We start from the raw sequence: 12,151 nt of genomic DNA on the forward strand, positions 1-12,151 counted from the left end.
ATTAAAAAGGCTCCCTGCGGAGCCCCCTCATACAATCAAGCCTGCACCGGCAACCTAAAACTCGAAATACTCCGCGAAAGCTGCTGCGCCTGCTCCTCCAGCGAGGCCGCTGCCGCCGCGGACTGCTGCACCAGCGCGGCGTTCTGCTGGGTCACGCCATCCATTTCGGTCACTGCCTGCCCGACCTGGCTAATCCCGCGGCTCTGCTCTTCAGAGGCGACGGAGATCTGCTCCATCAGCGTATTCACTTTGTTCACCGACGAAATAATCGAATCAATCACCTCACCGGAACGATTCACCAACTCCGCGCCGTTTTTCACACTGGAAACCGACTGCGCGATCAGGCTCTCGATGTCCTTAGCCGCCACCGCGCTTTTCTGCGCGAGGGTGCGCACTTCACTGGCAACGACCGCAAAGCCGCGTCCCTGCGTACCGGCGCGCGCCGCTTCAACCGCCGCGTTCAGCGCCAGAATGTTGGTCTGGAAAGCGATGCTGTTAATCACGCTGGTAATGTCTTCGATACGCTTCGAGTTCGCCGCGATGGTGTTCATCGTGTCAATGACTTCGCGTGTCACCGCTTCGCCGGTATGGGCATTATTCACCGCGTCCTGCACCAGTTTTCCGGCCTGGAATACATTATCGGTGTTATTCGCCACCGTCGCGCTCAGCTCTTCCATGCTGGCCGCCGTCTGGGTCAACGCGGAAGCCTGCTGCTCGGTACGTGACGCCAGGTCGATATTTCCGGAGGCTATCTCCTGCGCCGCGTGCGTTACGGTATGGCTCGCATCGCGCACCTGGGCGATGGTGGCAAGCAGTGCCTGACGCATCTGCTCCATTGAGCCCATCAGGTGGTCGATTTCGTTATGTGAACTCCCCTTCACCGGCACCGGAATGTCCAGCTTGCCCGCCGCTATCTGGCCGCAGTGCTCGCGCGCCAGATTGACCGGCGCGAAGACAAAGCGCTTCATGAAAATGCTGACGGCCACAATCACCACCACAAACAGGCAGGCAATAACGGCTATCATCACCAGGCCGGAGACGAAATTACTGCGCGCATCCTCGTTCAGGCTTTTGGCGTATTTTTGGTGGACCGAAAGGACCTGGTCGAGCACGATTTCGTACTGGCGGTCGAGGCGGGAAACTTCCGGGATCAGGGTGTTAAATTTGGCGACATCGTGCGCCGCAGCGGCATCGATTAGTGGTGCCAGCCCCTGGTTGCGGTAGTTTTGCCAGGCGTCCTGATAGGCACTCACCAGCGGCGCTTCATCCGGCAAACGCGGCGAAGCCATAAAGGCCGCAAAGGCATTGTCCGCTTTGGTTAGCGCCTCTTTCACTGCGGTTAGCTTTGCAGACTCGTCTGTCGAGTTGCCCGCTTCCACCATCTTCACGTACTCCATCACCCGCACGCGCAGCGTACGGCTGTGGTTGATGGGGTCAATAATGGACAGCACTACCTGGATTTCTTTGTTCACATTATCCAGCGAGTTATTACTTTTAATGATGAGGCCAACGCTGGTGACGATGCTGACAACAAAGAAGAAAAGCAGCGAGAACAGGACAATCAGGGACGACTTTTTCAACGACATAAACCAATACCTCAAGGAGAATTATTCCTTATGGTTATCGGCGCTTCCAAAACTTAAATTAATTAAAGTTATTGATGTATCGGTCCGGGCTATATTGCTCACTTATAGCGCCGTTGCAGGGTGGCAGCCAGCTTGCGTTGCAACGGTTCCGGGCTCTCCCCCTCGATCAATTTGCTAATCAAATCAAAGCAGTGCCACGCAAGCTGACGGTTATCCTGACGAATGGTATCCACCGGGATCGTCAGCGAATCGTAGAGATAGTGATCGTCAAAGCTGGCTAATCTGATATCGCTTTGCAACAGGTTGTGCTGGCCCATATAGCGCAATACCCCTTCCAGCAGCCCGCAGGCGGCGGTGAACAGGGCTTTTGGCGGACGGCCCAGACGCGCACAAAGTTCAGCAAACATCTCGTATCCGGAGCTCGGGTGATAGTTGCCGTGAATGATCCACTCCGGGCGAAGCTCTACGCCCGCCTCTTGCAGACCTTGCTTAAACCCGTCCAGACGGTCGCGCGTCGGAGAAAGTCGCGGCTGGCCACCCAGAAAATAGAATTCATCCGGATGCTGGCGCGCAATGTCGGCCACCAGTTCCGTCGTTGGAGTAATGGAATCGGTGATCACCAGCGGCAGCGCGCTGTCGTTCATATGCCGGTCAAAAAGCACCACGGGCAGTTGCTCGCTGAGCTTAAGGTAGTCCGCATCGTTCAACATGCTGGAGGCCACAATCAGCCCGTCCACCTGACGCGCCACCATGTTGTTCACCACAACCGTCTCCTGCCCCGGGTTTTCATCGCTACAGGAGATCAGCAGCTGAACGCCCGCCTCGCGGCACAGCGTTTCCAGCTCGTGAGAAAAAACGGCAAAACCGTAGTTTGTGATTTCCGGGACGACAAGTCCAATAGTATGGCTGCGGTTATCGCGCAGCGACCGAGCGTGAATGCTCGGCTGATAGTGATGCTCTTTGGCAATCGCCAGCACGCGCTCGCGCGTCTCTTCCGCCACGCGAAGCTCTTTGCTGCGCCCGTTCAGGACCAGGCTGGCGGTGGCTTTTGACACACCCGCCAGCTCCGCGATGTCTTTAATGGTGACGCGTTTTGTTTTTCTCACAACGACTTAGATCCGGCTGCCAAAACCCTCATTCTATCATGCAGGCGCGCAGCGACCAGTAGCGTAATGTGATGTCGGACGCACCTTCGAATCGCACCCGGGCCGGATGGTCAGGAAAATAGCGGCTGCTCATTACCCCTTCGCCGTGATTGATGAAAATTTCAACGCTGGAGCGGTCGCACAGAACGCGTAAATGACGGACATCACCCTGCCAGTAGCGGGTCAATGTTTCACCGGTTTTCAGGCTCGCGCGTTCAAGGCGTATACCCTGCTCATCGACCGTGAGGCGCAGCGCGTCGGCAAAATCGACATTCACCTGCGATGCGCCCAGCTCAAACTCCAGGCGCGTCGCATCCAGGTCTGGCGCCTCGCTGGCGCGTCCCTGCCAGTGCTGCTCATCTTCACGCAGCGCCGCCAGCTCGCGCGCCGGGGTCTGCCAGAGCCTGCCGTCGCGGAAGCGCAATTCTCGCGGGCAGGTCATCTGGTGCATCCAGCCGTGCGCCCGGGTTGGCTGAAGCATCTCTTCCCCGTCCGGTACGCCCATCCAGCCGATCAGAATGCGGCGCCCATCTTCCGCCAGGGTGGTTTGCGGGGCGTAAAACTCAAAGCCCGCGTCCAGCTCGTGCAGCTCACCGTGATCGAATGCGGCGGTTGCATAGTCAAACGCCCCGCTCATCCAGGTGGCCGGATAGGTATTGAGGTAGCGATGCGGTTCGCGCGCCAGCCCCTGCGGACAGCTGATCAAGACGTGCGTTCCGTCGAGCGCGAACAAGTCCGGACACTCCCACATATACCCTGCCTCCGTCAGGCCGTTGATCCCATGACCGGCGATTTCCCCGCAGGGTTCCCAGGCATGCAAATCGGCTGACTTAAACAGCAGCACCTTGCCGCGCTTTTGCACATCCTGCGCGCCAAGCACCATGTACCATATCCCGTCGTGCTGCCACACCTTCGGGTCGCGCACGTGGCCAGTGTAGCCTTCCGGCAGCGCCAGCACCGGCCCCAGCTTCTTAAAGGTTCCGTCCGCTTGTTCAACCGCCAGGCACTGCCAGGCGGTGCGGCTGCCGTCATCAAACTTAACGTTGCCGGTGTAGCACAGAGTCAGTACGCCCTGGTTATCCACGGCGCTACCGGAGTAGCAGCCGTTGCGGTCATACTCTTCGTCGGGCATCAGCGCCAGCGGCTCATGCTGCCAGTGCGCCAGATCCGCAGAGCTCCAGTGCCCCCAGCATTTAAAGCGATGCTCGCAGTCCAGCGGGTTCCACTGATAGAACAGATGGTAGCGGCCAGCAAACCAGATAAACCCGTTCGGGTCGTTCATCAGCCCCGTCACCGGCGCGGGGTGCCACTGAGGGTAGTGGCTATCCGCCAGCGCCCGCGGCTGACCTTTCATAACGGCCTGCAGGATCGCAGGCCAGCGGGAAAGTTGTGTCATTATTCAGAGTCCGTTTTATATTTCAGCAGCAGCGAGACGGTAAACGCCACGCCGAAGGCAATCACCATGCCGATAATATAGTTAAGGAGCGAGCTGGCCTGCACGATAGCCATGCCCGGAATAGCGGTCAGCCCGACGGCGGTCATGTAGACATGCACTGACACCACCCAGGCCCCGCCCGCCGCGCCGCCGATCAGCGCCGCGATAAACGGCTTCACGAAGCGCAGATTGATACCAAAAATGGCCGCTTCGGTGATGCCCAGCATCGCAGAAAACGCCGACGGTAAGGTAATGGCTTTGATTTTCGCGTCTTTAGTTTTAAACCACACCGCCAGACAGGCACCGCCCTGCGCCACGTTCGCCATGGCCCAGATAGGCAGCAGGAAGTTAACACCAATCGACGGGTTACCCAGCAGCCCGGCCTCGATGGCGTGGAAGCTGTGGTGGATGCCGGTGATCACAATCACTGAATACAGCCCGCCAAACAGCAGCCCGGCCAGCCAGCCCGCGTGTTCAATCAGCGTGCTCAGGATAAAGGAGATGCCGTCGCCCAGCGCGCGCCCTGCCGGGCCGATAACCAGCAAGGCGATAAAACCGGAGATAACGACGGTGAGGAACGGCGTTAAAATCAGATCCAGCGCGTCCGGGATCGCGCGGCGCAGGTTTTTCTCCACGATGCTCATAAACCAGACGGCCAGCAGCACCGGGAATACCGTGCCCTGATAGCCAATCATCGCGATCTCAAGACCGAAGAAGTTCATGGTGTGGAAGCCGGAGGCCACGCCCCAGGCGTTGGTCAGCGCCGGGTGGGTCAGAATGCCGCCCAGCGTCGCGCCCAGATACGGGTTACCGCCAAATTCCCGCGCGGCGGTAAAGCCGATCAGGATAGGCAGAATGATAAACGCCGCGGAACTGCACATATCCAGCATGATGTAGAGCGCATTATCCGCATTGACCCAGCCGTAGGTTTTCACCATCCCGAGGAGGCCCATCAGCAAGCCGGACGCCACAATGGCGGGAATGATCGGCACAAAAATATTGGAGAGCAGACGCGCAATGCGCTGGAACGGGTTCAGCTTGCGCGCCGCCAGGTTCGCGGCTTCAGACTTGCTGGACTCGCTGATCCCCGCAGCCTGAATAAACGCGGCGTAAACTTTATTCACCACGCCCGTACCGAAAATCACCTGCATCTGCCCGGCGTTACGAAAACAGCCTTTTACACCCTCGACCTTACCGATAGCCTGCTGATCGGCAAGCGCGTCATCAACCAGCACCAGACGAAGACGCGTAGCGCAGTGCGCGGCGCTGGCGATATTTTCCTTGCCACCGAGCAGCGGAATAAGCTCGCGGGCGATTTGATTAACATCCATAGATACCTCTGCCTGACTTTTTTTATGATGTGCGAAACGCCCCCGCCGGGCGGGAGCGTGATGGGTTAAAACCAGGTTTCCATCTGGACCCCAAAGTTCCATTCCCCGCCGGCGTTGAAGCCGCTGCTGCCAAAGGCATCATCGCTGGCGTAATTATCCAGTTTGCTGCTCCAGTCCATCCAGGTGGCAAACAGGCGCAGCTCCGGGCGGCTGAAGAAATCGCCGATTTTGCTCGCTTTTAACGTTGGCGCAAAGGTCAGCTTGTAGAAACTGCCGTTGACGGCGTTGCGATCCTTATAGCCTTCCGGATTTAAATCCATGTACTGATAGCTTCCCTCAAACGCCAGGGCGAAGTTCTGTGTTACCTCTTTAATCAGGCGGGTGTTGAGCGTCACCCACTCATAGCTGTCGCCCTTGACGTAGCGATCTTTACTGCTCTGCGCCAGCACGGCAGGCGCAACGCTCCAGCCACCACCGATTGGCGTGACACCGTAACTTGCGAAGCGCCAGGTATCCGCCTCAGACAGCAGCGCGCCGTCGGAGCCGATGCTTTTCACTTCCGCACCCAGCCCGTGACCGTACAGCAGCGCCGTTTTGGCACTCCCTTCGCGCAGGCCGTAGAAGCTCTCGTTGTGCAACCCAACCAGAGCATGAACGCCGTTATTGGCCGCGTCGGTTTTGATGAGATCTCCGTTGGCGTCTTTACGGTCGTCGTTATCCTTCGCCCGCAGACCGCTGACCATTACCTGTAACGGCCCGGCGAAATGGTTCATGCTGAGGATATAGTTCTGAACGTTATTGTCCGTCTGCTCCACACTGCCGAAGTTGCGGCCGTAGATAGAGAAGTTGCTGCGCAGCGAATCGTTCCACTTCACGTCATAGACGCCGCCGCCGGTACCGGCGAGGAACACCACGTCGGAATCCAGCCAGTGAATGTCAAAGTTGTCGCGGTCAAAGCGTTTACCCGCCCAGAAGGTACTGCCCTTCAGCGCGCCGGTAAAATCAGGCAGATTGCCCAGCTCCGCAAAGGCCTGGCGAATATTGAGATCGCTGGTATCGGCTGACCAGTCGTTATAGGTTCGCTGACCGTCGGCCAGCATCGCCTTGAAGCGTGTGGTCGCCCCGTTATCCAGGGTTTGTTTGTGCTCCAGGTTCAGCTCAACGTAGGTATCGGCTTCGTTACCCAGACGCCCTACCGCACCGCCGGTTTCTCCGGCTGGCGTCAGATACGGGCCGCTTTTGCTGCTGGAGGCCGCGTCGTTCATCAGCAGGCCGGAACGGGCGTAGCCGTGGAACTCAAACCCGCTGCTCTGATCCGCTTTTTTCTCCAGCGCGGTGGTGCGCTGCGCCACCTCCTGGGTTGTAGTTTGCGTCTGCTGCTGCGCGGCAACCAGTTGCTGCGTTTTTTGTTCGGCTTCGGTGGCGCGTTTCTCCGCGACCTGCGCACGTGCTTCAGCAGCCTGAAGGCGCTGCTCCATCGCGGCAAGGCGCGCTTCGATACTTGTCATATCCGTTTGGGCAAAAACAGAGGTACTGCCGGCCAGCATGCCTATCATCACGGCAAGTCTGCGTTTTTTATACATTTTGTCGCATCCCTAAAAGTATTAATCGAACGTGCTAAATTGCTAAACCGGTTTAGGCTGCTGATACTAAACCTCTGAATTTTGGATCGGCAATCTTTTTTGCTAAACCGTTTTAGTAAGTGTGATCGAGGCGACAATTCAGGCCGCCGAATGGCGGCCAGGGATGACAGGAATTACAGTTCGTGCTGCCAGGGCAAGGCGGTCATCGCCCCTTTGGCCGTGGTGGCTAGTGCGCCGCAGCGCTGGGCAAGCGCGATGACCGGCGTCAGGTCCTGCCCGGCAGCCAGGCCGTAGAGCAGTCCGGCGACGAAGGCATCGCCCGCGCCGGTGGTATCTACGCATTTCACAGGGGTTGCAGGATAGTGCTTCACGCTACCTTCATGCCAGGCAATGACCCCCTCTTTACCCTGCGTCACCAGCACCAGGCGGGCCGGACAGCAGTGCATAAGCGCATTCAGACCGGCCTCCACCTGCGTATCTCCGGTTAAAAACGCCAGTTCCTCAACGGAGAGTTTTACTACGTCGGCGCTTTGCAGAGCCTGCTCCAGGCAGCGGCGCAGTACGTTTTCATCCGGCCAGAGGTCCGGGCGAATATTGGGGTCGAAGCTGACGTAGCCGCCCGCCTCGCGCATGGCGGCCATCGCCTCAAACGTCGCGGAACGGCTCGGCTCTGCGCTTAACGCGATGGAACAGACGTGCAGCCACTCGCCCGCGCTGAAGGTCGGAAGATCGGCGTTTTCCAGAAACAGATCGGCGCTCGGACGCACCATAAAGGTAAACGAGCGTTCGCCGTGATCGTCCAGATCGACCACCACCGTCGACGTGCGGTGCGTCGGGTCAAGGCGCATATGCTTTACGTCGACCCGCTCGTCAGCGAGCGTTTTCGCCATAAACCGCCCGAAGGGATCGTCGCCAACTCTGCCGATAAACGCGCTTTTGCCCCCCAGCCGGGCAATGCCCACCGCAACGTTGGCCGGTGCGCCGCCGGGGCACTGCAGTAATCGCCCATCACCATCAGGCAGTAAATCGACCACCGCATCGCCAAGTACCCAGATTTTTTCCATGTGTTCCTCTTAGCTAAACAACGTTAAACCGTTTTAGCTATTTAAGCACAGGCAGGACAAAGGGGAAATAACGGGGAAGGAAAATTGACTTAACGCACCAGATGCGGCCAGTGGATATCACCGACGCCGTTAAGCTGCGGACGTGCAAACAAAAAGCCCTGGAAACGGCGGATCCCGGCCGATTCGAGCCAACACCACTCCTCTATTTTCTCGATACCCTCTGCGACCAGGGTAATTTCGAGGTCTGAGCAACAGCTGATGATGGAGCGCACAATTGCCTGCTTCGGGCCGCTGAGGTGGATATCGCTGACAATCTCCCGGTCGATCTTAATTTTGTCCGGCTGGAAGCGGGTCAGCAGCGAAAGCCCTGCATAGCCGGAACCAAAATCATCAATCGCCAGATCCACCCCCTCACCGCGAAGCTGTTTAATGGCGCTATTGAACTGGTTGAACCCGGATATCATCTCGTTTTCGGTGACTTCAATGACCACTTGCTCCGGCTGAAGCCCATGTTGCTTAATCTGATCGACCAGAAATTCCACTGCACCGGGGACATTCACCAGCGACATCGGCAGCAGATTGACCGCAATTTTATGGCTGCCAATCCCCAGCTTTTCGGCCAGCGCAAAGGCATACGCTTTCGTCTGGAGATCGACTTCGTAGATTTTGTCCGGGTCGAGGGTACTGAAGAAATGCTCCGGGCTGCCGCCGTCATTGCCTCGAATTAGGGCCTCCAGCGAACTGATCTTCCCTTCCGACGGCTCAACGATGGGCTGGAGCGCGAACTGACAGGTTTGGTTGGCCATCAGCCCCAGACGTTCGCCAAAGGGTAACGCCTCGGGTGACAGCGTCCATTTTTCAGGGACGTAGCGCGCGCCCGACAAGGCCGGACGTTTGCCTGTGATAAACGTCTGGATAAATTTGAACACCCGATCGTCGGAGGTGAGATAGCTTTCCAGCTTGCTGTAATGCAGGACCGACTGCAGCACCTCTTTCGGCGACTGCGTCTGCAGATCGAACAGTAGCATCCCGACGTTTTCGAAGCGTCTGCGCGGGCCGTAATCCCGCATCAATTCCACCACTCCACTGTGCCGCTTATCATCACGGATTTTATGGAACAGCTTAACCACACACTCTTCCGACCCTTCCAGGATTTGCAGAACGTCACTCCCTTTAGCAAGGAGTACACCGGTAATGTTCAGTTTTGCGTTACGGCCTCTGGCGCGCTCCACCAGCTCCCGTAGCCCGGTGGAGGGGCGGGATAAATTCAACTGGCTTCGGTAAATCAGAGTCGTCAGCACAAAAATGGATTCCGATGAGAAAGAGAGGTGCCTTAAAGCTATTATTTAACATACTTAATCAATGCGACCTAACATATTCACACCACAAGGGAACGTTACTTTTCCGCGTCCCCGATCCGGCTGTTAATACTCTCCTGCACATAGTCGTAAAACGGATTCGAAGTAACCCGCATCAGCGCCTCTTTTCCGACGCTCAATACGGACGTCTCTCCCCACAGCGCAATCGTCCCCAGACTGATGCCGTAACGGTTTTTCACGCCTGGCTCGCGGCCATAGAGATCGTCATCCGGCGGGAACGGCACCGCAACGTGCGACAGCGAATAGACATCCTGCGGCCAGGCCTGCGCAAGCGGCACGACCGTCTGCTGGGTGCTGCCTGCCGGGGTTATTTTCGCCACCGTCGAGAAACTGTGCTCGCTGGCATTGGTGACAATCGTGACACCGTAACGTCTCTGCGCAACCGGCAGCAGCGCCGAGGTTGCCGTCCACGCTGTCGGCTTGAACAGCGGACGGAAACTCGCCGCCTGGTTGATGTCAAACACCACCAGTTCGCTGCCGTTTGCCGGAAGCTGGTCAAACAGGCCGCTCACTACCGCGCGGGTGCTAACGGTAGAATCCATCACCGACTGAAACGCCAGTACCGGCGGCAAATTCGCCAGCCGGTTTTCACGCGCCTCGCGGCCAATCTGCTCCTGCAGAGCCTTCGTGAGCAGCCATGACTGACGTGCGGCGTTCACCGGGAACGAATTGTATTTATACGGGTTATATTCCGGGGAGATATTCAGCCACGCCGCTTTTGCGAAGGCCGGCAGCAGCGCCGGTAGCCCGGCGAAACCGGCAAAGCGCGCAAATGCCGTCACGCCGATCATCGGAGACAGCAATATCAGCTGCTGCGGTTGCCGCAGCGCCGGAGAATCCAGCGCATCGAGGGCATATTTCATCGCCAGCGCCCCGCCGTTGGAGTAGCCCACCAGATGCAGCGGCACGTTATCCCCCGCCAGGCGCGTGGCTTCCCGCACGGCAAGGCGCGTCGCCGCCAGCCACATCTCCCAGTCAACGTCCGTCAACGCGCCGGGCGCGGTGCCGTGTCCGGGCAGGCGCGGAACCACGGCCACAAAGCCATGCTGCTGATAGTTCACGGCAAGGCGTCTGACGCTGTAAGGCGAGTCCGTCAGCCCGTGCAGCAATACCACCGCGCCACGGGGCTTTCCGGCAGGCATAAGTACAAACGAACGGTTGGCATCGGGCGTAAACTGCCCCGGCCAGACCAGGCTCTGGCGATAATAGCGGTTTAGCGGCGTTTGCTCCTCGCCCTCTGTTTTCGCCGTTACCGCGTTATCAAGGTCGGCGAAAATGGCGTTCTCCCGGGCGATATACCCGGCAAAGTCGGCGTTATCCAGTTCGCGCACGGACATCTCATCTGCCCGCCAGGTATGCCAGAGGTGCAGGTCCGGCCCCTGCTGCGACAGATAGACCCGTACCGCCAGCAGGACGACCAGAACGATCCCCACGACCATCCCTGTTTGCTTTGCAAGCGCCATCAGGCGCGCGCTGACTCGCCAGGGCAAATTCGCCATGCAGTGATCCTTTTAATGTTTTCAGTACCGCTATCTTATCAAAAATGTGAACGGGCTGACGTATTCACCAAATTCATACCTTCCAGTTCAGCCAGTGCACCAAAAGTGAACTACGCTGCACAAATGTTGATCATTGGTTAACTAAATATTGCGTGAAATTTACAGCACAGCGGGTTTTGGCCTCCCTGTGAATATGGCACGCGTCATGCATTGTTAATCCGGTAACACAAATCCAGCTTTTGACAGCCAGTTAACAGCGAGGCGGTATGACGACGAAACCCGAGATGTTGAGCCGTATCGAAGCGATCTTCAGCCAGCTCACGCCCAGCGAAAAGCGGGTCGGGAGCTGGCTGCTGGCGCACGCCGCGCAAATCCCGTTTGAAACGGCTGAGAGCGTCGGTCTGGCGAGCGGGACCAGCGGGATCACCGTCGGACGCTTCCTGCGCAAGCTGGGGTACCGCAACCTGGAAGATGCAAAAAAGAGCCTGCGCGATCCGTATCAGCCCTGGGGCATGAACGAGCGGCTGGACTCCTGGCAGCAGCAGCGTCCCCTGCCCAACCGCCTTCAGCACGCCCTGTCGCTGGAAGTGGATGCCATTACGCAGGTGTATCAGCTGGCGCAAACGGACGTCTTCCGTCAGGTGGTGCATAACCTTACCCACGCCGACGCGGTGTTCGTGCTGGGGATCCAGTCAACGCGCGGCATTGCCAACGCTTTCTTCAGCCATCTCGAGTACCTCCGTCCGCGTGTGAGCTATTCCGAGGGAGCGTCCGGCAGCTGGGTTGAATCCCTGAACTCTGGGTTTTCTCATCCTTATGTCGTGCTCACCGATACGCGCACCTACTCCGCGATGGCCCGCCAGTACTGCCGCGTTGCGAGCGAGAAAGGGATCCCGCTGGCGTTAATCACCGATATCTGGTGCCCGTGGGCGCGGGATTACCCGATGGACTTACTGCAGGTGAAAACCGATACCGGTCATTTCTGGGATTCACTTGCCCCCGTGAGCTGTCTGTTCAACCTGCTGCTGTCGGGCGTGGTGGAAGCGCTGGGCGATGCGCTGCCGGCGCGCCTGGCGGTAAACCGACAACTACAACAAGAGTTTGGTCAATTCGAACGCTAAAGGAGCGG

The 12,151-nt window shown here is 58.1% G+C and carries 9 protein-coding genes; 1 reads left to right on the forward strand and 8 read right to left on the reverse strand.

Features of this window, described 5'->3' with window-relative positions; all coding sequences use genetic code 11:
- Positions 1–35: 35 nt before the first annotated feature.
- From ACWKXT_RS04235 to ACWKXT_RS04270, 8 genes are all read right to left on the reverse strand, one after another.
- Complete coding sequence (locus ACWKXT_RS04235; protein ID WP_454531748.1) at positions 36–1,586, reverse strand: methyl-accepting chemotaxis protein; 1,551 nt, start codon at positions 1,584–1,586, stop codon at positions 36–38.
- A gap of 98 nt (positions 1,587–1,684) precedes the next feature.
- Positions 1,685–2,692, reverse strand: coding sequence for a LacI family DNA-binding transcriptional regulator (locus ACWKXT_RS04240; RefSeq protein WP_454531749.1), 1,008 nt, complete (start codon positions 2,690–2,692; stop codon positions 1,685–1,687).
- 28 nt (positions 2,693–2,720) lie between these two features.
- Positions 2,721–4,127, reverse strand: coding sequence for a sucrose-6-phosphate hydrolase (locus ACWKXT_RS04245; protein ID WP_454531750.1), 1,407 nt, complete (start codon positions 4,125–4,127; stop codon positions 2,721–2,723).
- Positions 4,127–5,497 carry a sucrose-specific PTS transporter subunit IIBC gene (locus tag ACWKXT_RS04250; RefSeq protein WP_454531751.1) on the reverse strand — a complete coding sequence of 457 codons (1,371 nt, stop codon included), beginning with the start codon at positions 5,495–5,497 and terminating at the stop codon, positions 4,127–4,129. Before ACWKXT_RS04250 ends, ACWKXT_RS04245 begins: the two co-directional genes overlap by 1 nt.
- 65 nt (positions 5,498–5,562) lie before the next feature.
- The gene (locus tag ACWKXT_RS04255) at positions 5,563–7,080 is read right to left on the reverse strand and encodes a carbohydrate porin (protein ID WP_454526772.1); all 1,518 of its coding nucleotides are present in this window, start codon (positions 7,078–7,080) and stop codon (positions 5,563–5,565) included.
- Between the two features lie 173 nt (positions 7,081–7,253).
- The gene (locus ACWKXT_RS04260; RefSeq protein ID WP_454531752.1) at positions 7,254–8,144 is read right to left on the reverse strand and encodes an aminoimidazole riboside kinase; all 891 of its coding nucleotides are present in this window, start codon (positions 8,142–8,144) and stop codon (positions 7,254–7,256) included.
- Positions 8,145–8,233: 89 nt separating this feature from the next.
- Positions 8,234–9,445, reverse strand: coding sequence for a diguanylate phosphodiesterase (locus ACWKXT_RS04265; RefSeq protein WP_454526766.1), 1,212 nt, complete (start codon positions 9,443–9,445; stop codon positions 8,234–8,236).
- A 95-nt stretch (positions 9,446–9,540) separates the two neighbouring features.
- Positions 9,541–11,022 (reverse strand): alpha/beta hydrolase, encoded by a 1,482-nt coding sequence (locus ACWKXT_RS04270; RefSeq protein ID WP_454531753.1) that lies wholly within the window; start codon positions 11,020–11,022, stop codon positions 9,541–9,543.
- A gap of 266 nt (positions 11,023–11,288) precedes the next feature.
- Between ACWKXT_RS04270 and ACWKXT_RS04275 the strand changes: the two genes are divergently transcribed.
- Positions 11,289–12,143 carry a MurR/RpiR family transcriptional regulator gene (locus ACWKXT_RS04275; RefSeq protein ID WP_454531754.1) on the forward strand — a complete coding sequence of 285 codons (855 nt, stop codon included), beginning with the start codon at positions 11,289–11,291 and terminating at the stop codon, positions 12,141–12,143.
- The last annotated feature ends 8 nt before the right edge of the window (positions 12,144–12,151 follow it).

The organism is Enterobacter sp. UPMP701, from assembly GCF_053709515.1.

Coding starts and splice junctions, on each gene's coding strand:
- ACWKXT_RS04235 (WP_454531748.1), bottom strand. CDS start 1,586: ATGTCGTTGAAAAAGTCGTCCCTGATTGTCCTGTTCTCGCTGCTTTTC.
- ACWKXT_RS04245 (WP_454531750.1), bottom strand. CDS start 4,127: ATGACACAACTTTCCCGCTGGCCTGCGATCCTGCAGGCCGTTATGAAA.
- ACWKXT_RS04250 (WP_454531751.1), bottom strand. CDS start 5,497: ATGGATGTTAATCAAATCGCCCGCGAGCTTATTCCGCTGCTCGGTGGC.
- ACWKXT_RS04255 (WP_454526772.1), bottom strand. CDS start 7,080: ATGTATAAAAAACGCAGACTTGCCGTGATGATAGGCATGCTGGCCGGC.
- ACWKXT_RS04260 (WP_454531752.1), bottom strand. CDS start 8,144: ATGGAAAAAATCTGGGTACTTGGCGATGCGGTGGTCGATTTACTGCCT.
- ACWKXT_RS04270 (WP_454531753.1), bottom strand. CDS start 11,022: ATGGCGAATTTGCCCTGGCGAGTCAGCGCGCGCCTGATGGCGCTTGCA.
- ACWKXT_RS04275 (WP_454531754.1), top strand. CDS start 11,289: ATGACGACGAAACCCGAGATGTTGAGCCGTATCGAAGCGATCTTCAGC.